This is a genomic window from Plantibacter sp. Leaf1, from assembly GCF_001421315.1.
Lineage (GTDB): Bacteria > Actinomycetota > Actinomycetes > Actinomycetales > Microbacteriaceae > Plantibacter.
Genome location: NZ_LMJX01000002.1, coordinates 1,692,857 through 1,711,317, shown reverse-complemented (window position 1 = coordinate 1,711,317; position 18,461 = coordinate 1,692,857). Strand labels below are relative to the sequence as shown.

Below are 18,461 nucleotides of genomic sequence, written 5' to 3'. Positions count from 1 at the left end.
TCCAGCCCACACCCCTCGCGCGCGCGAGGCAAGGGCTTGACAGGCGTGTCCGGCGATTCGGAATATCGCCGCCTCCAAATGGTTATACCTACAAGTAATATCGACCCGTGCGCATCGCCGCACCACCGAACGGAGATCGCATGTCCACTGTGCTCGACGAGCGACTGCTCGCCCCGGAGACGACGATGGGTGCGGTCACGCTGCGCGTCGGTGATCTGGACCTCATGTCCGGGTACTACGCCAACGCCTTCGCGATGGAGCCGCTGGAGGAGCGGAGCCGGGCCCGCGAGGTGCACCGGGTCCTCGGGCGCGGCGACACCCCGCTCGTGCGTCTCGTGCACACACCGGACCTCCCGGCCGTTGACCGCCGTCAGGCCGGTCTCTTCCACACCGCGTTCCTCTTCGAGGACGAGGCGAGCCTCTCGGCGACGGTGTACCGCGCCGCGCAGGACCCCCGTGGCCAGTTCGTCGGATCCAGCGACCACTTCGTGAGCGAGGCGTTCTACTTCACCGACCCCGAGGGCAACGGCGTCGAGCTGTACACGGACCGCCCGCGCAGCACCTGGGTGCGGTCCGGTGACCAGATCGCCATGACCACGACGTACCTCGATCCCAACGCCTACCTGCAGCGGCACCTCACCGAGGACGCCCTCGATGCCGGTCCCTCCCGCGCCGGCGCCGTCGGCCACGTGCACCTGCAGGTGGGCGACCTCGCGACGGCCCGGGCGTTCTACGTCGACGCCCTCGGCTTCGAGACGACGCAGACCGAGTACCCCGGAGCGGTCTTCGCCTCCGCCGGCGGGTACCACCACCACATCGCGATGAACGTGTGGAACAGCCAGGGTGCCGGTCCGCGGGCGGCCGCGCTCGGCCTCGGGGATGTCGCCATCACCGTCCCCGACCTCGCGAACCTCGATACGCTGACCGCACGACTGCGTTCACACGCCATCCCGTTCGACGCGGACGGCCGGTCCGTGAGCGTGTCCGACCCGTGGGGCACGCGCGTCACCGTCGCCCTGCCCGACCTCTCGACCGAGGAGCTGCTGTCCCGATGACCACGACCCTGCGCGACGTCCGATCCGCCGATTGGGCGGACACCGCGCCGACCGCGCCGACCGTCGCCGTGCTCCTCCACGGCTACGGCTCCCATGAACACGATCTGACGGGGCTCGTCGAGCCGCTCGCGCTCGGGATGCCGTGGGCGTCGCTGCGCGCACCGCTCGACATGGGCCACGGCGGTGCCGCGTGGTTCGAGATCACGACGCCCGGCAACCCGGACCCGGAGCCGATCGCCCGCGCGACGGACGAGGTCTGGGGCTGGATCGACGAGCACGTGCCGGCCGAGGCGCGCATCGTGCCCATCGGCTTCTCGCAGGGCGGCTTCATGGCCTCGCAGCTGCTCCGCACGCGGCCTGAGCGGGTCGTGGCTCCGGTGATCCTCGCCGGGTTCGTGCTGAGCGCCCCGCAGCCAGGCGACGAGGTGCTCGCCGCCACGAAGCCCGCGGTGTTCTGGGGACGTGGTCTCGAGGACCGGGTCATCGCCGCGCCGGCCGTCGCGCGCACCGCGGCCTGGCTGCCGCTGCACACCACGCTCACCGAACGGACCTATCCCGGTCTCGCGCACGGTATCGACCAGGCCGAGATCACCGACGTGCGGGCCTTCATCGAGGAGCACGCGCGCTAGCGCACGGCGGAGCACTCGCTCAGTCCGCCTTCTCCGCGGGCGACACCACCTGGGGCCGGACGTGTTCGTACACGACGCTCGTGCGGACGTCGGCCACCTCCTCGCGCTCTGTGAGCTTGTCGATCACGAACGCGTAGAGCGCGTCGTTGTCGGCCACGGCGACCTGGAGCAGGAAGTCCTCGTTGCCGGACACGACGAACACGCCGATGGTCTCGGGGAGGGTGATCGCCCAGCTCCGGAACGCGTCGATGTTGACGCGCGACGGCGGACGGATCCGGATCGCGATGAGCGCCTGGACCGAGCGACCGATGGACGGCAGGTCGACGTCGAGTCGTGCACCGCGGATGACGCCACGGCGGAAGAGCCCGCGGGTCCGGTCGAGTGCCGTGGTGGGGGAGACGCCGACCGCCGCCGCGATGTCGCGGTTGGTGCGTCGTGCATCGCGTTGCAGTTCGCGCAGGATCGCCGTATCAAGTTCGTCCATGTGGTCGATTCTCGCAGCATCACCGTACGACGTACGGCCTGGAACCCAGGCCCGCGTCGATCGTCATAGCCTGTTGCCCGTTCCACGCACGACATCAGGGAGAGACATGACGGAAGAGCAACGCGTCGGCTTCACGCCGGAGGAGATCGACACGGCCGCACCCACGCGGTCCGCGCGCCTGAAATGGGTCGTCGTCGTCCGGGAGGGCGTTCCCGCGGGCCGTGCCGTGAACGCCGTCGCCTGCGTCGCCGCAGCCGTCGGTGCCGGGGTGAGTGGCCTGCTCGGTCCCGACGCCGTGGACGCCGACGGCTCGACCCATGTCGGCCTGCCCTGGGCGGGATGCAGTGTGCTCGCCGCGTCGGTCGAGCAGCTGACGGCGATCCGGAGCAAGGCGACGGGCTCCGATGGAGTGCTCGTCGTCGACATGCCGGAGGCGGCACAGCTCACGCGGGTGTACGACGAGTACCGGGAGACGGTCGCCGAGACGCCGTCCGAGGCCCTCGCCCCGCTGGCGGTCGCACTCGTCGGTCCCCGCAACCGGGTGGACCGCATCGTGGGCAGGTTGCCGTTGCTCGCCTGAGCGCAAGCCCGGTCGCTACGGAGGAACGGGTGCCAGGCGCTGGTTAGGGTTGTCGGGTGCGTTCCCCTGTCCAGCCCGCCGAGCGCGCGCCGTCCGCCGCGGCCCTCGCCACGAGTCGTGTGGTGTACCTGCTGATCGCCGTCATCATCGCGATCTCGCTCGTCATCCAGATCGTCCTCGTCATCACCGGCGGAGCCGACGCACGCTCGGGCGGGGTGGACATGTCCGTCGGCCTGGCGACCCGCTTCGCCCGGATCTTCAGCGCCTTCACGATCCTCAGCAACCTCATCGTGCTCACGGTGTCCGTCCTCCTCGCCATCGATCCGCTCCGCGACGGACGGCTGTGGCGGGTCGCGCGCCTCGACGCCCTGCTCAGCATCGTCATCACCGGCATCGTCTACGCCGTGGTGCTCGCGCCGCAGGTGAACCTCACCGGCTGGGCGCTCGTCATCACGATCGGGTTCCACTACCTGTCGCCGTGGCTGACGCTCGGCGCGTGGCTCGTGTTCGGCCCACGTCCGCGGTTCACCTGGGGCACGGTCGCCTGGGCGTTCATCTGGCCGCTCACCTGGGTGGTGTTCACCTTCGTCCGCGGTGGGATCACGGGCTGGTACCCGTACCCCTTCCTCGATGTGACCGAGCTCGGTCTGCCGGGGGCCGTGCGGAACGCGCTACTGGTGCTCGTCGTCGCGATCGTGTTCGCCGTGCTCCTCAAGCTCGTCGACCGCGTGCTGCCGGCGATGCTCAGGGGTGCAGCACGACCTTCCCGTTGAGCGTCCGGGACTCGGCGAGTTCCATCGCGGGGACGATGTCGACGAGCGGGAACCGGGCTGCGATGTTGGCCGTGAGCTCGCCGTGCTCGAGGAGTCGGAACACGTGGCCGAGGTCCGCTTCGAGGTGACGGCGGAAGCGGGCCGGGCGGAGTCGGTGGCCCGCCCACAGGTCGTAGAACGTCGCGCTGCGGCCGTTCGGGAGGGCTGACCACAGCACGGCCTGCCCGATGGCCTTGAGGAACGGGGTCATGAGGGCGCCGGAACCGCCCACCACGGAGATGATCGAGTAGGTCACGAGCGAGCCGCCTCGCGCGAGCAGCCTGAACGCCGTGCGGGTGGTCTCCCCGCCGACGTTGTCGAACACCGCGTCGACCCCGTCGGGAGCCAGCTCGCGCACGCGCTCGGCGAGCGCCGGGTCCGCGTAGTCGACGGGGATGACGCCAGCGGCGCGCAGGGCGTCGTGGTGTCGCGGTGAGGCGGCTCCGATGACCCGGACGCCGTGGAGTCGTGCCAGCTGGATGAGGATGCCGCCGACGCCGCCGTTCGCGCCGAAGAGGAGGATCGTCTGGCCCGGCCGCACGCGTGCCGTGCGGTGCAGCATCTGCCAGGCGGTGACGCCGTTCACGACGACGGTCTCGGCATCCTCCGAGCTGACGCCGTCGGGGACGAGGACGCTGTCGCGGGCGGCGACGAGGGCGTGGGTGGCCCACGCGCCCGTCTTCGTCAGGGTGGCGACGCGCTTGCCGAGCAGGCTCCGGTCGCCGCCGTCGCCGATGGCCAGCACGCGTCCGACGAGGTCGTATCCGGGGACGAAGGGGAAGGCCGGCTGGCCGAGGTAGCGGCCCTTCCGCATGGACTGCTCCGCGAAGGAGATGCCGGTCGCCTCCATCTCGACGAGCAGCTGTCCGGGGCGGGGCGACGGGACGGTGCCCGTCGTGACGACGAGGCCGGACGGTTCGACGAGGCCGGGGAGCACGACCTGTGTGGTGACGAGCTCGGCGGCGGGGGCCGGTGTCGTGTTCATGATGGGCTGCTTTCCTGTTGTGTGTGACTGGACAGTCACTTCGACGGGTGCGGAACAATGACGACCGGCGGTCGTCACGGGTCAGTCGTGTCGGATGCCGTGGTCCACGACGCGCGCCCAGTCGGCGTCGACGTCGCCGAGCCCCGCCTGGACCACGAGGTGACAGAGCTGGCCGTAGGCGAGGCTGCGCTGCACGGAGACCGCGTCCGCCCCCGAGTCGCGGGACATCACGCGGACGACGAGGGCGAGGCCGGCGCGGACGGCCTCCTGGATCTCCGGGACGTCGCACGCGCTCTGGGCGTGCACCTGGAGGGCGATGAGGCTGCGGTCGCGGATGAGTTCGATGTAGGCCTGGGTCATCGCGTCGAGCTTGTCCGTGGGACTCCACTCGGGGTGCTCGGCGACGGCACCGGACATGGCGGCCGCCACCTGCTCGTAGCAGTGCTCCACGGCGGCCACGAAGAGCCCGAGCTTGCCGTCGAACAGCCGGAAGACGTAGGCGGGGGAGATCTTGGCCGCCTTGGCCACGTCTGTGACGGGGGTGGCCCGGTAGCCGGCGACCGCGAAGACCTCGACGGCGCTCGCGATGGTGCGCACGCGCTGGTCCTCTGCGGTCGATCGGCTCATGTGACTGATTGAACACAAACAAGCGATGGATGTCAAGCACCCGTGTCAGGATGGGGCATGCCCGTCGTCGAATCCCGCTGCACCGTGCCCGTCACCCCCGACGTCGCCTTCGCGATCTCCCAGACCACCGGCGCGATCCGGATGCGCTGGGACCCGTTCATCCGGCGCCAGCACTTCCTCGACGGCGCGACGGCCGCGGCGAAGGGCGTGCGCACCTTCACCGTGCAGCGCTTCGGGTTCCGCATGATCAGCGAATACGTGTCCTACCACCCACCCACCAACGTCGGCATGAAGATGACGAAGGGCTCGTGGTTCTTCGAGCGGCTCGCCGGCGGGTGGCGCTTCAGCGCGGTCGAGGGCGATGAGGGGAGCACGCTCGCCGTATGGCGGTACAACTTCACCTGCCAGCCGCGGTGGTTGGCGCCCATCGCCGAACGCATCGGCGCGTTCGTCCTCCAACGCGACATCGACCGCCGGATCCGCGGGTTCGCGCGCGGCTGCGAGGACCCGGTGGTCGTCGCCGCGGTCACCGCCGCCGACTGACCGGGCTCAGGGGCGCAGGAACGACCCGATCCCGAAGCGGGCGTTCACGCCCGGACTGAACAGGACGGAGTCGGGCTCCCGCTCTACGACGCCGGGGAGACCCGCCGCCGCCGTCAGCTCGTCGCGCAGCGTGGTCACCCGCGCCGGGTGGAGTACCCACGGCTCGTGCTCGTTCGGCAACCACTGCGTCCGCCCGAAGCGGCTCTGGAACAGACCCCAGCGCGCCGTGAGGAACCGCGACAGCTCGTCGTCGACGGTCGTGGTGCCGTCCACGTCGACGCCGAGCCGGAACCCGGGACCGCGCTTCGTCGGTGACGCCGTGATCCGGCGGGACGCGTACTCCCAGCCGTCCGTCGTCGGGCGCTGCGCGGTCCGCGCCCACTCGTAGGGCAGGCCAAACATCGCCCGGGCCGCGAGGACCGCGGGCAGGCTCGACGCCTCGAGCGAACGGAACACGACGCCGCGGCGCCCCTCGGCGTCGACCCCGTAGAGCCGCACGTTCACCTCGGTGAACGACCCGCCGATCGGCGACGGCGGCAGGGGTCCGATGCGGGCGTCACCCAGTTCGAACGCGATCAGCCCGACCCAGGTGGAGCCGTCGAAGACGTCGGGGACGACGCCCGGCGGCAGGAGCGGCGCGACGGCGCTCGCCGGGACCCGCCAGTGCACGAAGGCGAGGTGTCGCCACTCCTGGGCAGCCACGACGGGACCTGCGAGCGCCGTCGCCGTGGGGGAGATGGCGGCGAGACGGGTTTCCGGTGCGTCGGTCACGCGCGGTCCCGGAGGGGTTCGAGGTGCTCGTACTCCGGGAGGTCGATCGTGTCGGCCGGCGGCGAGAAGAGCTGTGCGCCGACGAACTTCGCCGGCTTCGACCCGGCCACCCGCAGCGCCGTGCGGAAGGTGGCGACGCCGGCCTTGGAGGTCGGGTTGGCGAGCTGCGGCGTGCCCGGGGGGAGGGTCTGCGCCTGTTCGACGTACGGACGCATGATCCGCTCGTACCCGCGGAACGCGTCCCGGTGGTGCACGTGCGCGGCCAGCTCGCCCGCGAGGACGTAGGCGCCCACGATCGACAGGCTCGTCCCCATGCCGCTCACCGGCGACGCGCACCAGGCGGCGTCACCGAGCAGCGCGACCCGGCCGGACGCCCAGCGCGGCGTCCGGACCTGGCCGATGGACTCGTAATAGACGTCGTCGGCGTGGTCCAGGGCGTCGAGGACCCGGTTCGCCTGCCACGGGAGCCCGGCGAACCGGCTCCGCAGGTGCCGTCGCTGCGCCTCGAGGTCGCGGCGTGCCGGCACGACCCCGTCGCCGCGGTCGGAGGTGACCTCCGTGAGGACGGCCCTGGTGGTGCCGTGGCGGTCCGGACGCAGGGTGACACTGCGGCCGCCGACCCCCGAGTACCACTGCCACCAGGGGACGTCCGCGGCGTCGCGGGGGATGGTGAGGTACGTCATCTCGAGCCCCAGGGACCTGATGACCGCTTCACCCGGGAACGCCAGCTCGCGCGTCGACGACCGGATGCCGTCCGCCGCGACGACGAGGTCGAACTCCTCGTCGTCACCGTGCGCGAACGACACGCGCACGCGCTCGCCGTCGTCGTCGAGTCCGGTGATGTGGTCGCCGTACCGGTAGGTGGTCGCGCCCTCGGTCGCGTCGACGAAGATGCGTGCCAGGTCGCCGCGGAGGATCTCGACCTCGGCGGTCGCGCCGTCGGTCTCCGAGGACTCGGACACCGGGAACTCGGCGATCGTCTCGCCGGCGTCGCCCACGAACCGGGTGCCGCGTTCGCCGGTCGTCGCCTCCTTCGCGGCGTCCTCGAGGCCGGCCCGTCGCAGGACCTCGCGGGCCGCCCCGCGCACGTCGATGTTCTGGCCGCCGTCGCGGAACGCCGGTGCCCGCTCGACGACGGTGGTGTCCCAGCCGTAGCGGTTCAGCCAGAAGGCGAGGGAGGGGCCGGCGATGCTGGCTCCGGAGATGAGGACGCGGGGGACGGTCATGATGGTGCACCTCTCGAGGAGCGAGGGATGGCCGCTCCGGTCACTCCCATCTTCGCGCCCGCCTGGCCGGATCGCGCACGGTTGACAGCTCTCGTCATCCGGGTGCCCGCCACTTGTACGCTTGGGGCATGTCGAGGATCGAGCGCAAGCGTCGCAAGCGGAGTGTGCGGGTCGATCGCGTGTACGACGGCGACGTCTACGTCCGCGTCAACTCCGTGGGCTCCAGCGGCGACCGCTCCTTCATCCTCATCCCCGGTATCGGCGTCTCCTCGACCTACTTCGAGCGGCTCGCTCCGCACCTCAACGAGTTCGGCCCCGTGCACGCCCTCGACCTGCCCGGGTTCGGCGGCGTCCCGCACCCGACGTCGACGCTCACGATCCGCGAGTACGCCGACCTCGTCGGCCGGGTCATCGACGAGCTCGACCTGAAGGACCCGATCATCGTCGGTCACTCGATGGGCAGCCAGGTGGTCAGCGACCTCGTCTCGCGTCGTCCCGAGTTGTCGACGCTCATCCTCATCGGTCCGGTGGTCGTCCCCGGTCAGCGTCGCGTGCTCACCCAGGCGGTGCGCTTCCTGCAGTCGAGTTGGCACGAGCCGCTCACCGTCAAGGTGCTCGCCATCAGCGCCTACGTCTTCTGCGGGTTCAAGTGGTTCTCGCGGGTCCTCCCGGAGATGCTCAGCTATCCCATCGAGGAGGCGCTGCCGAAGGTCGAGGCGCACACGCTCGTGATCCGCGGCGAGTACGACGCGGTCGCTCCACGCGAATGGGTGGAGCGGGTCGGCGAGCTGCTCCCCTCCTCGCGGCTCTGGGAGATCCCGGGCGCGGCGCACTCCGTCATGTACGCGCACGCCGAGGAGGTCGCCAAACTCTGCGTCGACCACGCCCGACGCACGGTGGCGGACGGCGACGACGACCGGCTCCAGGTCTACCCGGAGGACGAGGAGCGGAGCGACGACCGCGAGCCCGAGGCGCCGCAGCCGAAGGCGGTCCTCGAGGCCGTGCAGGGGCGGATCGTGGAGACCATCGGCATCGTCACGGACGACGACGACCGCGTCGCCGAAGGCAAGTCCCAGGTGGCCGACGCGGTCTCCTCCATCGACCACGACTGAGCGGTCTCCGCGGTGTGACGGATCGGGGTGCTCCGGCCCGGTTCAGGCGCGTCTAGCGAGGATCGCTCCATGAGGCCGGTGGTCGGGGCAGCCTGCCGGTGACAGCGCTGGTCGCGCGTGTGTCCGCTACAGCGTCGCCAGGAATGCCCGGATGTCGTCCGCGAGGAGCTCGGGCTCTTCGTGGGGCGCGAAGTGGCCGCCGCGGGGCATGACCGTGTACCGACGCACGTCGTAGCTCCGCTCGGCCCAGCTGCGCGGCGGGCTCGCCAGATCGTGCGGGAAGAGCGCGACCGCGGTCGGCACGTCCACCCGGTCGACGCGCGTCGTGATCCCGGTCGCGGACTCGTAGTACGGGCGGAGGGAGGTGCCGATCGCGTTCGTGAACCAGTAGACGGAGGCGAGCGTCGCGAGGTAGTCGTCGCTGAACCGTGTAGAGACGTCACCATCGCAGTCGCTCCAGGCCCGGTGCTTCTCGAGGATCCACGAGAGCAGGCCGACGGGGGAGTCGGACAGTGCGGGAGCGAGGGTGAGCGGACGCGTGTGGTGCTGGTGTTCGTACGCGCCCTCCTCGGCGTCCCAGACCTCCACCCGGGCGACATGTGCCCGCTCCTCCGCGGTGAGCGTCTCGGCGTCGACCTCGCGTGGCGCGGCGACCGCGAGGAGGTGGATACCCGCGACCGCCTCGGGGTGGGCCTGCCCGAGCCTCGAGGTGATCCCCGCGCCGAGGTCCCCGCCGTGCGCGGCATACCGGCTGAACCCGAGGTGATCGTGCATCAGGGTGTGCCACAGCTCGTGGGTCTGCTGGCCGAAGGTCGGCCGCTGCGGCGAGAACGGCAGCCCAGGCAGTGCGGGGACGATGACGGTGACGGCGCTCGCCGGGTCGCCGCCGAAATGGGACGGAGCCGCGAGGCGCCTGGCGAGTTCGACGAGTTCGAGCGCGGTGCTCGGCCACCCGTTCGTGAGGACGATGGGGATCCCACCCGGAGTCTCGGCGTCGAACCGGAGGTAGCCGATGTCCGCACCGTCGATCTCGGCCCGGTGCCACGGCAGGGCGTTGATCGCCGACTGCTGCGCTGTCCAGTCGAAGCCGTCCGCCCAGTAGGTGACGAGCCGCCGCAGCTCGTCCTGGTCGGTGCCGGCCTCCCAAGCGTCCGTCGGCCACCGTTCGGGCCAGCGGGTGTCGCGGAGTCGGCGGCGGAGGTCGGCGAGCGCGTCGGTACCGACGTCCATGACGGCCTGGCCCGCTGGCGACCGTGTCACCTGGTAGCGGCGCTCGATGCCGGCGGTCGCTTGGCCCCACTCGCTCGACGCGACGCGGGCCTGGTGGGCTTCGAACGCCTCGTCGCCGTCGAAGACCTCGGCGACGTCCCAGACGAGCGGGTCGTCCGACCGGGTGACCTCGAACGACACGCACCCCGGTTCGGCGCGGGTGAGCGTGAGGTGCTGCGCGAGATGCGTTTCGACGGTCGCCGCCTCGGTCGGTGTCGCGCAGATCAACTGGCCGGTCAGGTGCACGGTGGTCATGGTCTCACCGTAGCGAGGGTCGGTCCTCGGAGCCCTGCGTTCCGAGTTCCGCACCGCGCTTCCAGAGCCATTCGACGGGGCCGAGGGTGAAGCGGCGGAGCCAGAGATGGGCGAAGCCGGTCACGAGGGCGGCGACCACGACGAAGGCGGCGACCGTGACCGGGACGCGCCATTCGGCCGTGAGTTCGGCGAGGCCGAAGCCCCAGCCGTAGAAGATCGCGCCGCCGAGGAGGTTCTGCAGGAGATAGGCGCTCAGCGCGACCTTGCCCAGTTCCCGGAGGCGTCGCGCGAGCCATCCGTCCGTGCCGAAGCGGCGACACAGCTCAACGGTCGCCCCGAGGACACCGAGAGCGACGAGTGGTGCGGCCAGATAGCGCTCGGCGAGGAGCCCCGCGGTGCCTCCGGCGATGCCGAGCGCGAGGTCGACCGGCAGGGCGCAGGCGCCGATGATCATGAGTCGGCGTCGGAGCGGACCGCCGGGCTCACCGAAGACGCCGGCGCGGAAGAGGTGCGCGCCGGCGAGGAACATGGCCAGGGTGAGGAACCCGATGAGGACCGGTTCCGCTCGGAACACCGCGAGGTTGTCGAGGCGGAAGGCCGCCAGCCCGAGGAAGGAGTCGCTAGCGTACGGGCTCGGCCCGGCGGGGAGATCGAGGTCGCCTGACGCCGACGGTGTCGTGGCGACGAACGCGACGATCGCGGTGATGAGGAGGACGTGCAGCGCGCCGAAGACGACGATCATCACCCGCTGCGTCCTCGGTCTCGTGAGCAGGAGCCAGGCGACGATCGCGCCGGTGACCGCGTAGCCCATGAGGACGTCGAACTCCGCGATGAGGACGTAGTTCACCGCGCCGTCGATGAGCAGCAGGGTGGCACGCCAGAGGTAGCGGCCGGGCCAACGGCGTCCGCGGCGTCGGGCGGCGTCGTGCTGGATGACGAGGCCGACGCCGAACATGAGGGTCAGCAGGGCGAGGAACTTGCCCTGGGTGAGCGCCATCAATGCGAGCTGGGTCACCCCGGCAGCGGGGCCGGTCTCCGGTGTGACCGGGGCGGCGAGCATGCCGAGTAGCCCCCAGGGGTGCGAGAAGACCCAGATGTTCGTGCCGAGCGTGCCGAGGATCGCGAGTCCGCGGACGACGTCGAGGGCGGCGATCCGCGGGGACGGCCGCACGGCCGCGGGCAATACGCTCGTATTGGTCATGGGAAGACCGTACCCTGTCGAGAGGGCGAGGTGAAAGCGGAGGCGATGGCGGACGAGAACGGCAGTCGGGTGCGGATCGTCGACGCCCTGCTCAGGATCATGGCGACGCAGGGTGCCGACGCGCTGACGATCCGCACCGTCGCGGGCGAGGCGGGCGTCTCCGTCGGCGCCGTCCAGCATCACTTCGCGACGAAGGACCGCCTGCTCGTCGCGGCGATGACCGAGGTGAACGAGCGGTTCCGGGCCCGGGTCGCCAAGCGTCTCGAGGCGCTCACCTCGGACGAGGAGCGGCTCCGCGTCTTCTGCCGCGAGATCGCCTGCATCGAGGGCTCGGACCTCACCGACGGGATCGTCTGGGTGGCGTTCGCAGCGCGGGCCAGCACGGACACCGACATCCGGGCGATCCACGCCGAGGACTGGGCGCGGACCGAGGATGTGCTGCTCCGCCTCCTGGTCGCCGCCTTCCCCGACGTAGACCTCACCGCCGATGACGCGGCACTCCTCCTGGCCGTCCTCGACGGCATCGCCGTGGCGCGTGCCGCTGAGCAGTCCGACCGGATGACGCCGGCGCGGGCCGAGCGCCTGATCGAAACGACCCTGGGGTGCGTCGGGCACGCGGGATGAACGCGGTTCAGTCGACGTCGAGCTCGACGAGATAGCCGACGAGTCGTGGCTCGACCTCACCGGGTGGTGGGACGGTCCCGCGCGCTTCATGCGCTTCGGCTTCCGCCTCCGCGGCCGCGTGTTCCGCTGCCCGTGCAGCCGACCGGGCGTCGGCGCTCTCGGCCCCGTGCCGGGGTGGGATCCTCGGCGTCTCCTGCACGATGGGCGGCCCTGGCACGGTTTCGTGGTGCGTCACGAACGGGGAGTGCGGTACGCCGATGTACACGGCGCTGCCCGGAGGCCCGATGAGGCGCCTCGCCGCAGGCAGGGCTCCGAGTGGCAGCGGAGGGCGTTCGTTGTGGACGAGACGCGAGGGCATCGACACCGTCGACAGGGTTGCCAGAGTGCCGGTGAGGCGTTCCGGGGCGGGGTGCTCCTCGTGATGCATCTCGACGCCGTCGATCTGGGCCGTGAGATCCGCCCCGACCGCTTCCGTCAGCCAGCTCCGCTGCCCGTCGTCCACGGGCCAGACCGAGAGGGTCACCCGCTGGCCCGGTTCCAGTGGCCCGCCACAGCAGCCCCACTCCCAGCAGCTGAGCCACAGCGTGCGCCGGTTCATCCGCCCACCTCCGGGTCCGGGACGCTGAGCGACGACGCCAGCTCCGCGGTGGGCGCGGTGAGGACCCGCAGCGCGATCGCGTCACCCGGCATCGGTACCCGACCGATCTCGTCCAGTCCCCAGTGGCGGTACATCGCGGCGACCGCGGTCGCCCGGTCGTAGACTCCGATGAAGGTCTGCGACTCCGTGCGATCCTGCAGCAGCGCGGCGAGGCACTGCCGCCCGATGCCGCGTCCGCGTTCGGATGCCGTGACCGCGAGCTCGTGGACGACGACCGCGTCGTCCGGCCGGGCGAGCGCTGCGCTCGCCGCGTCGCTTCCCTCGGCGAGCTGCGCGAGGATGCCGAGCCAAGCCGGGTCGGCGTCGAGGCCGTGTGCGAGCGCGAACCCCACGAGGCGACCATCGGTGGATGCGGTGACGAGCCGCCCACCCCGGTGCCCGAGGTGCTCGGGACCCCACTGCCGGATGGTCCCGAGGTCGAGTGCGTCCTCCAGGTAGGGCTCGGCGGTGAACGCCTCCACGAACAGCGCGGTGACGTCGTCCCACACCGCATCGGGTGCGGATCCGGAGAAACTCTCCAAGGCGACCGGGTTCGTCATCAGGCCAGCATAGGGAGGCGAAGTCCCCGTTCATTCGCCCATCTTTGGGCGACGCGGCGTTCGCTCGCCCAAAGATGGGCGAACGAAACGCGCCCTAGAGGGTGTTGCCGAGCTTGAAGCCCTGCGCCTCGTCGCCCTTCCGCGTGTAGGAGAAGCCGTCGGCGCCGATCGTGACCTCGAGCTCCGAGTCGTCGGTGCGGGAGAGGACCGGCTTCGGCTCACCGTCGAGGTCGAGCACGAGCGAGGCGTCCGTGTACCAGCTCGGCACGACCGCGTTGCCCCACCAGTCGCGACGCTGGTTGTCGTGCACGTCCCACGTGACCACCGGGTTGTCCGGGTCGCCCGTGTAGTAGTCCTGCGTGTAGATCTCGATGCGGTGGCCGTCGGGGTCGCGGATGTACAGGTAGAACGCGTTCGACACCCCGTGACGCCCCGGCCCGCGCTCGATGACGTCCGACATCCGCAGCGCACCGAGCTTGTCGCAGATCGCGATGATGTTGTGCTTCTCGTGCGTCGCGAACGCCACGTGGTGCATGCGCGGACCGTCGCCACCCGTCATCGCGGTGTCGTGCACGGTCGGCTTCCGCCGCATCCACGCCGCATACGTGGTGCCGGCCTCGTCCTGGATGTCCTCCGTCACTCGGAAGCCGAGGTCCTCCATGTGGGCGACCGCGCGCGGCACGTCCGGTGTCACCTGGTTGAAGTGGTCGAGCCGCACGAGCGCCCCCGGCGTGTACAGGTCGTACCGCCATGCCAGACGCTCGACGTGCTCGACGTCGTAGAAGAACTCGATGGGGAACCCGAGCGGATCCTCGACCCGCACCGAGTCGCCGATGCCCTTCACGTACCCCTCCGCACGGCGCTCCACGCGGCAGCCGAGCTCGGTGTAGAACGCGACCGCGCGATCGAGGTCCTCAGGACTCCGCACCCGGTAGCTGAACGCCGCGACGGCCGCCACCGGCCCCTGCCGCAGCACGAGGTTGTGGTGGATGAACTCCTCGAAGCTCCGCAGGTAGACCGTCTGCTCGTCCTCCTCTGTCACCACGAGGTCGAGGACCTCGACGTAGAACTTCCGGCTCGCCGCGAGGTCCGTCACCACGATCTCCATGTACGCGCACCGCAGGATGTCCGGCGGCGTGGCGGTGGGCGTCGGGATCCGGTTCCCGGGCGTGGGGATCGGGTCGGTGTCGGTCACGACGGGCTCGGGGCCGGCAGGGGTGATGGGGTTCGACATGAATGCGTCCTTGCGTGATGTCTGATGGGAGAGGGGTGTCGCGGGTGGCGCGTCAGTGAGCGGGCTGCAGCGGCCCGCCCGTGCCGAAGCGCGGGGAGTGCGCCTGGTTGAGCGTGATGTGGACCGCCTGCTGGTCGGTGTAGAAGTCGATGGAGCGGTAGCCGCCCTCGTGACCCAGCCCCGACGCCTTCACGCCGCCGAACGGGGTCCGGAGGTCGCGGACGTTGTTCGAGTTCAGCCACACCATCCCGGCCTGCACGTTCTGCGAGAAGGTGTGTGCGCGCTTGAGATCGTTCGTCCAGATGTAGGCCGCCAAGCCGTACTTCGTGTCGTTCGCGAGCGCGAGCGCCTCCTCGTCGGAGTCGAACGGGGTGATCGCGACGACCGGACCGAAGATCTCCTCCTGGAAGATCCGTGCGGTGGGGGCGACGTCGGCGAACACGGTCGGTGCGACGTAGTTGCCGGTCGGGAAGCCCTCCGGCCGCCCGCCACCGGCGACGAGGCGGGCCTCGCCCTTGCCGATCTCGACGTAGCCCATGACCTTCTCGTAGTGCTCCGGGTGCACCAGGGCACCGACCTCGGTGGCCGGGTCGTTCGGGTGACCGACGACGATGTTGCGGGCCCGCTCCGCGTAGCGCTCGACGAAGTCGCCGTACACGCTGCGCTCCACGAGGATGCGGCTTCCTGCGGTGCAGCGCTCGCCGTTCAGGGAGAAGACGCCGAACACGGTCGCGTCGATCGCGTCGTCGAGGTCGGCGTCGGCGAACACGACCGCCGGCGACTTGCCGCCGAGCTCCATCGACAGCCCCTTCAGGAAGGGCGCGGCGTTCGCGAAGATGAGCTGACCGGTGCTGCTCTCGCCCGTGAAGGAGATGAGCGGCACGTCCGGGTGCTTGACGAGGGCGTCGCCGGCGTCCTCGCCGAGGCCGTTCACGAGGTTGAACACGCCGTCCGGAACCCCCGCACCGCGGAAGATGTCCGCCCAGAGGCTCGCCGACAGCGGGGTGAACTCGGCGGGCTTCAGCACGACCGTGTTGCCCGTCGCGAGCGCGGGGGCGAGCTTCCAGCTCTCGAGCATGAACGGGGTGTTCCACGGGGTGATGAGCCCGGCGACGCCGATCGGTTTGCGGTTCACGTAGTTCACCTGGCGACCGGGCACCTTGTAGGTGTCGTCGTGCTGGGCGACGATCAGGTCCGCGAAGAACCGGAAGTTCTCGGCGGCCCGCTTCGCCTGGCCGAGCGCCTGGGTGATCGGCAGGCCGGTGTCGAAGCTCTCGAGTTCTGCGAGACGAGCGTCCTGGGCTTCGACGGCGTCGGCGACCCGATGCAGGATCCGGCTGCGCTCGCGGGGGAGGAGCTTCGGCCACGGCCCCTCGTCGAAGGCGCGCTTGGCGGCGGCGACGGCGAGGTCGATGTCGGCCTGCTTCCCCGCGGCGGCCTGGACGTAGGTCTCGTTCGACACCGGGTCGAGGACGTCGAAGGTGTCGCCGTCGACCGAGTCGACGAACTCGCCGTCGATGAAGTGCCGGATACGGTCGGGCAGCGCTGCCGGAACGTGCTGGGTCATGAGTGGTTCCTCCGGTGGGTGGTGGATGGCGACAACGGAGCCGCGCTCGGCGGCTTGTGGTCGGCCTGGTAGGCCAGCATCGCGTCGAGGGTCGCCGTGCGGTGGTCGCGTGCGGCGATCTCGATCTCGAGCGGTTGTGCTCCCGCGGTGATGAGCTCGAGGATGCCGTCGTGCTCGGCGACCGACTCCCGAGCACGGCCCGGCACGAAGCTGAACGTCGAATCGCGGAGCGCGTTGAGACGGCTCCAGCCGCGGTGCACGAGGTCGAGCACGTGCGGGTTCGGGCACTCCTCGAAGAGCACGGCGTGGAACTCCAGGTTGAGCGCCGTGAAGGCGTGCGGGTCGAAGTCGTCGAGGGTGCGGCGCATCCGCTCGTTGATCTCGTGGGCGCGAGCGAGGTGGTTCTCGGTGAGGTACGCGGCGCTCATCGACGTCGCGGCGCCCTCGACGAGCGCGAGTGTCTGCATGGTGAAGAGGTACTCGGTCTCCTGCAGCAGCGCGACCTGCGCGCCGACGTTCCGTTCGAAGGTGACGAGCCCCTCCGCCTCGAGCCGGCGGATCGCCTCGCGCACGGGGACGACGCTGACGTCGAGCTCGCCGGCGATCTGCCCGAGCACCAGGCGGTAGCCGGGGACGAAGCGACCCGCGTCGATGCCCTCGCGGATGAAGCGGTAGGCCCGCTCGGACTTGCTCAGAGTGGGTCGCTCGGCGGTCATCGGCCCTGCTCGCTCTCGTATCGTGCCCGCCACTCGGCGTTCAGCGGGAACAGGCCGTCGACCGCGGCACCCTGGAGCACCTGCTGGGCGATCCAGGCGTCCTCGGCCTCCTGCGTCACCGCCTCGGCGGCGACCTCGGCGGCGAGCGCCCGGGGGATCGCGATGACCCCGTCGCCGTCGCCGACGATCACGTCGCCGGGCAGGACGGTCGCGCCGCCGCAGGTGACGGCGACGTCGATCTCCCACGGCACATGCCGGCGCCCGAGGACGGAGGGATGCGGTCCCTGCGAGAAGGTCGGGAGCGCGAAGCCGGCCACCTGTTCGGCGTCGCGGATCCCGCCGTCGGTGACCACCCCGGCCGCACCGCGCTGCTGGGCACGCAGGGCGAGGACGTCGCCGACGGTGCCGGTGCCGCGCTCGCCGCGCGCCTCGATGACGATGACCTCGCCCGACTCGACCGTGTCGAAGAGGCGCTTCTGCGCGTTGAAGCCGTTGCCGCGTTCGGCGAAGAGGTCGGGCCGGTGGGCGACGAAGCGGAGGGTGCGGGCGACGCCGACCATGCGCGTTCCGAGACGCGAGGCGTGCACGCCCTCCACGAAGACCTCGGTGTAGCCCCGTGCTCGGAGCTTGGCGCTGAGCGTCGCGGTTGAGACCGCCGCGAGCTGCTCGGCGACCGCGGGATCGAGCGGTTCCACCACCCGGGCGGTGGCCCCCTGGTCTGTGAGCGTTCCCTGGTCCCCGAGCGTGTCGGAGGGCACACCCGCCAGCTCGGCATCGCCCCAGGCCTCGACGCGTTGCCGGTCGTCGACGGCGGGCTTCGAGCCGACGTCGCCGAAGGGCACGGTGCCGTCGACGACGGTGGTCACGAGTCGGCCGCTCGACGGGGTGCCGGAGGCGGTGGGGGCGTCGACCTCGACCTCGACGACGTCGCCCGGGACGACGACGGAGGAACCGGCCGGCGTGCCCGTGAGGATCACGTCGCCGGGCTCGAGCGTCGTCAGCTGTGAGAGGTCGGCGATGAGCTGGGCGAACGGGAAGAGGAGGGTGTCGCTCGTGTCCTCCTGGACGAGCTCGCCGTCGACCCAGGTGCGGACGCGGAGGCCAGCGGGGTCGATGCGGTCGGCGGGGATGATGGTCGGGCCGAGGGGCGTGTAGCCGTCGCCACCCTTGGATCGGAGGTTCGAGCCCTTGTCGGCGGTGCGCAGGTCGTAGACGCCGAAGTCGTTCGCGGCGGTCACGCCGGACACGTGCTGCCAGGCGTCCTCGACCGTGACGCGCCGGGCTGCGGTGCCGATGATGATCGCGATCTCACCCTCGAAGGCGAGGAGTTCCGCGCCGGTCGGCCGCTCGATGGTGTCGCCACTGCGGGCGACGGAGGACCAGGGCTTGAGGAAGTACGAGGGGTGCTCGGGGGTGCGTCCACGTTGTGCGGCACGCGAGGGGTAGTTGAGGTGTACGGCGATGATCTTGCCGCCCGCAGCAGCCCAAAGGTCGCCGTCGTCATCCTGGTTCGTCATCGTCCGTCCTCAGCTTGGTATACGGAATCATATACGATCCCAATGGATTCGGAAAGG

General features: G+C 70.8%; 20 protein-coding genes. 7 read left to right on the top strand and 13 right to left on the bottom strand.

The features are described 5' to 3' along the window. Positions 1-140 precede the first annotated feature (140 nt). Entirely contained in the window at positions 141-1,055 is a 915-nt protein-coding gene (locus tag ASE44_RS10285) for a VOC family protein (protein WP_056781064.1), read from the top strand. Further along, on the top strand, positions 1,052-1,684 hold the full coding sequence (locus ASE44_RS10280) for an alpha/beta hydrolase (protein WP_056779485.1): 633 nt from the start codon (positions 1,052-1,054) through the stop codon (positions 1,682-1,684). The genes ASE44_RS10285 and ASE44_RS10280 overlap by 4 nt, the downstream gene beginning before the upstream one ends. A gap of 19 nt (positions 1,685-1,703) precedes the next feature. Here ASE44_RS10280 and ASE44_RS10275 read toward each other — a convergent pair whose 3' ends face one another. Next, positions 1,704-2,168: an Lrp/AsnC family transcriptional regulator gene (locus ASE44_RS10275; protein ID WP_056779482.1), complete on the bottom strand. Its 465-nt coding sequence runs from the start codon at positions 2,166-2,168 to the stop codon at positions 1,704-1,706. Between the two features lie 106 nt (positions 2,169-2,274). On the opposite strand from ASE44_RS10275, the gene ASE44_RS10270 reads away from it, so the two are divergent. Next, on the top strand, positions 2,275-2,748 hold the full coding sequence (locus tag ASE44_RS10270) for a DUF2000 domain-containing protein (RefSeq protein ID WP_056779479.1): 474 nt from the start codon (positions 2,275-2,277) through the stop codon (positions 2,746-2,748). A 56-nt stretch (positions 2,749-2,804) separates the two neighbouring features. Beyond that, positions 2,805-3,521 carry a Pr6Pr family membrane protein gene (locus ASE44_RS10265; protein WP_056779477.1) on the top strand — a complete coding sequence of 239 codons (717 nt, stop codon included), beginning with the start codon at positions 2,805-2,807 and terminating at the stop codon, positions 3,519-3,521. Here the strand turns inward: ASE44_RS10265 and ASE44_RS10260 are convergent. Then, positions 3,493-4,545 carry a medium chain dehydrogenase/reductase family protein gene (locus tag ASE44_RS10260; protein WP_056779475.1) on the bottom strand — a complete coding sequence of 351 codons (1,053 nt, stop codon included), beginning with the start codon at positions 4,543-4,545 and terminating at the stop codon, positions 3,493-3,495. The two genes, ASE44_RS10265 and ASE44_RS10260, sit on opposite strands and share 29 nt — an antisense overlap. Before the next feature lie 81 nt (positions 4,546-4,626). After that, entirely contained in the window at positions 4,627-5,172 is a 546-nt protein-coding gene (locus tag ASE44_RS10255) for a TetR/AcrR family transcriptional regulator (RefSeq protein ID WP_056779472.1), read from the bottom strand. A 57-nt stretch (positions 5,173-5,229) separates the two neighbouring features. Here ASE44_RS10255 and ASE44_RS10250 point away from each other — a divergent pair, with 57 nt between their 5' ends. After that, complete coding sequence (locus tag ASE44_RS10250; RefSeq protein WP_056779471.1) at positions 5,230-5,715, top strand: SRPBCC family protein; 486 nt, start codon at positions 5,230-5,232, stop codon at positions 5,713-5,715. Between the two features lie 6 nt (positions 5,716-5,721). Here ASE44_RS10250 and ASE44_RS10245 read toward each other — a convergent pair whose 3' ends face one another. Both ASE44_RS10245 and ASE44_RS10240 read right to left on the bottom strand, forming a co-directional pair. Further along, entirely contained in the window at positions 5,722-6,486 is a 765-nt protein-coding gene (locus ASE44_RS10245) for a YqjF family protein (RefSeq protein ID WP_082455947.1), read from the bottom strand. Continuing rightward, entirely contained in the window at positions 6,483-7,712 is a 1,230-nt protein-coding gene (locus ASE44_RS10240) for an FAD-dependent monooxygenase (protein WP_056779468.1), read from the bottom strand. Before ASE44_RS10240 ends, ASE44_RS10245 begins: the two co-directional genes overlap by 4 nt. A 128-nt stretch (positions 7,713-7,840) precedes the next feature. Between ASE44_RS10240 and ASE44_RS10235 the strand changes: the two genes are divergently transcribed. Beyond that, positions 7,841-8,824, top strand: coding sequence for an alpha/beta fold hydrolase (locus ASE44_RS10235; RefSeq protein ID WP_056009199.1), 984 nt, complete (start codon positions 7,841-7,843; stop codon positions 8,822-8,824). A gap of 126 nt (positions 8,825-8,950) precedes the next feature. On the opposite strand, the gene ASE44_RS10230 is transcribed toward ASE44_RS10235, so the two are convergent. Further along, a complete protein-coding gene (locus tag ASE44_RS10230; RefSeq protein WP_157579861.1) occupies positions 8,951-10,348 on the bottom strand; it encodes an epoxide hydrolase N-terminal domain-containing protein in 1,398 nt (465 codons plus the stop codon). A 4-nt stretch (positions 10,349-10,352) separates the two neighbouring features. Continuing rightward, positions 10,353-11,549 (bottom strand): DUF418 domain-containing protein, encoded by a 1,197-nt coding sequence (locus ASE44_RS10225; RefSeq protein WP_056779466.1) that lies wholly within the window; start codon positions 11,547-11,549, stop codon positions 10,353-10,355. Positions 11,550-11,594: 45 nt separating this feature from the next. Between ASE44_RS10225 and ASE44_RS10220 the strand changes: the two genes are divergently transcribed. Next, positions 11,595-12,173, top strand: a complete 579-nt coding sequence (locus ASE44_RS10220) for a TetR/AcrR family transcriptional regulator (RefSeq protein ID WP_056779465.1) — start codon at positions 11,595-11,597, stop codon at positions 12,171-12,173. A gap of 7 nt (positions 12,174-12,180) precedes the next feature. Here the strand turns inward: ASE44_RS10220 and ASE44_RS10215 are convergent, their stop codons facing one another. From ASE44_RS10215 to ASE44_RS10190, 6 genes are all read right to left on the bottom strand, one after another. Continuing rightward, positions 12,181-12,771 (bottom strand): DUF6578 domain-containing protein, encoded by a 591-nt coding sequence (locus ASE44_RS10215; RefSeq protein ID WP_157579859.1) that lies wholly within the window; start codon positions 12,769-12,771, stop codon positions 12,181-12,183. Next, the gene (locus tag ASE44_RS10210; RefSeq protein WP_056779457.1) at positions 12,768-13,370 is read right to left on the bottom strand and encodes a GNAT family N-acetyltransferase; all 603 of its coding nucleotides are present in this window, start codon (positions 13,368-13,370) and stop codon (positions 12,768-12,770) included. The genes ASE44_RS10215 and ASE44_RS10210 overlap by 4 nt, the downstream gene beginning before the upstream one ends. 94 nt (positions 13,371-13,464) lie before the next feature. Continuing rightward, positions 13,465-14,604, bottom strand: coding sequence for a 3,4-dihydroxyphenylacetate 2,3-dioxygenase (gene hpaD / locus ASE44_RS10205; RefSeq protein ID WP_056779453.1), 1,140 nt, complete (start codon positions 14,602-14,604; stop codon positions 13,465-13,467). A gap of 52 nt (positions 14,605-14,656) precedes the next feature. After that, entirely contained in the window at positions 14,657-16,171 is a 1,515-nt protein-coding gene (hpaE, locus tag ASE44_RS10200) for a 5-carboxymethyl-2-hydroxymuconate semialdehyde dehydrogenase (protein ID WP_056779450.1), read from the bottom strand. After that, positions 16,168-16,887, bottom strand: coding sequence for a GntR family transcriptional regulator (locus ASE44_RS10195; RefSeq protein ID WP_056779447.1), 720 nt, complete (start codon positions 16,885-16,887; stop codon positions 16,168-16,170). Before ASE44_RS10195 ends, hpaE begins: the two co-directional genes overlap by 4 nt. Then, positions 16,884-18,404, bottom strand: coding sequence for a fumarylacetoacetate hydrolase family protein (locus ASE44_RS10190; protein WP_056779443.1), 1,521 nt, complete (start codon positions 18,402-18,404; stop codon positions 16,884-16,886). The genes ASE44_RS10195 and ASE44_RS10190 overlap by 4 nt, the downstream gene beginning before the upstream one ends. Positions 18,405-18,461: the final 57 nt, after the last annotated feature.

What these genes read in the sequence shown, in the direction of transcription:
- ASE44_RS10250 (WP_056779471.1), top strand. Translation starts at nt 5,230, where the DNA reads ATGCCCGTCGTCGAATCCCGCTGCACCGTGCCCGTCACCCCCGACGTC.
- ASE44_RS10240 (WP_056779468.1), bottom strand. Translation starts at nt 7,712, where the DNA reads ATGACCGTCCCCCGCGTCCTCATCTCCGGAGCCAGCATCGCCGGCCCC.
- ASE44_RS10210 (WP_056779457.1), bottom strand. Translation starts at nt 13,370, where the DNA reads ATGACGAACCCGGTCGCCTTGGAGAGTTTCTCCGGATCCGCACCCGAT.
- ASE44_RS10220 (WP_056779465.1), top strand. Translation starts at nt 11,595, where the DNA reads ATGGCGGACGAGAACGGCAGTCGGGTGCGGATCGTCGACGCCCTGCTC.
- ASE44_RS10225 (WP_056779466.1), bottom strand. Translation starts at nt 11,549, where the DNA reads ATGACCAATACGAGCGTATTGCCCGCGGCCGTGCGGCCGTCCCCGCGG.
- ASE44_RS10230 (WP_157579861.1), bottom strand. Translation starts at nt 10,348, where the DNA reads ATGACCACCGTGCACCTGACCGGCCAGTTGATCTGCGCGACACCGACC.
- ASE44_RS10235 (WP_056009199.1), top strand. Translation starts at nt 7,841, where the DNA reads ATGTCGAGGATCGAGCGCAAGCGTCGCAAGCGGAGTGTGCGGGTCGAT.
- ASE44_RS10280 (WP_056779485.1), top strand. Translation starts at nt 1,052, where the DNA reads ATGACCACGACCCTGCGCGACGTCCGATCCGCCGATTGGGCGGACACC.
- ASE44_RS10255 (WP_056779472.1), bottom strand. Translation starts at nt 5,172, where the DNA reads ATGAGCCGATCGACCGCAGAGGACCAGCGCGTGCGCACCATCGCGAGC.
- ASE44_RS10285 (WP_056781064.1), top strand. Translation starts at nt 141, where the DNA reads ATGTCCACTGTGCTCGACGAGCGACTGCTCGCCCCGGAGACGACGATG.
- hpaD (WP_056779453.1), bottom strand. Translation starts at nt 14,604, where the DNA reads ATGTCGAACCCCATCACCCCTGCCGGCCCCGAGCCCGTCGTGACCGAC.
- ASE44_RS10190 (WP_056779443.1), bottom strand. Translation starts at nt 18,404, where the DNA reads ATGACGAACCAGGATGACGACGGCGACCTTTGGGCTGCTGCGGGCGGC.
- ASE44_RS10270 (WP_056779479.1), top strand. Translation starts at nt 2,275, where the DNA reads ATGACGGAAGAGCAACGCGTCGGCTTCACGCCGGAGGAGATCGACACG.
- ASE44_RS10215 (WP_157579859.1), bottom strand. Translation starts at nt 12,771, where the DNA reads ATGAACCGGCGCACGCTGTGGCTCAGCTGCTGGGAGTGGGGCTGCTGT.
- ASE44_RS10260 (WP_056779475.1), bottom strand. Translation starts at nt 4,545, where the DNA reads ATGAACACGACACCGGCCCCCGCCGCCGAGCTCGTCACCACACAGGTC.
- ASE44_RS10195 (WP_056779447.1), bottom strand. Translation starts at nt 16,887, where the DNA reads ATGACCGCCGAGCGACCCACTCTGAGCAAGTCCGAGCGGGCCTACCGC.
- ASE44_RS10275 (WP_056779482.1), bottom strand. Translation starts at nt 2,168, where the DNA reads ATGGACGAACTTGATACGGCGATCCTGCGCGAACTGCAACGCGATGCA.
- hpaE (WP_056779450.1), bottom strand. Translation starts at nt 16,171, where the DNA reads ATGACCCAGCACGTTCCGGCAGCGCTGCCCGACCGTATCCGGCACTTC.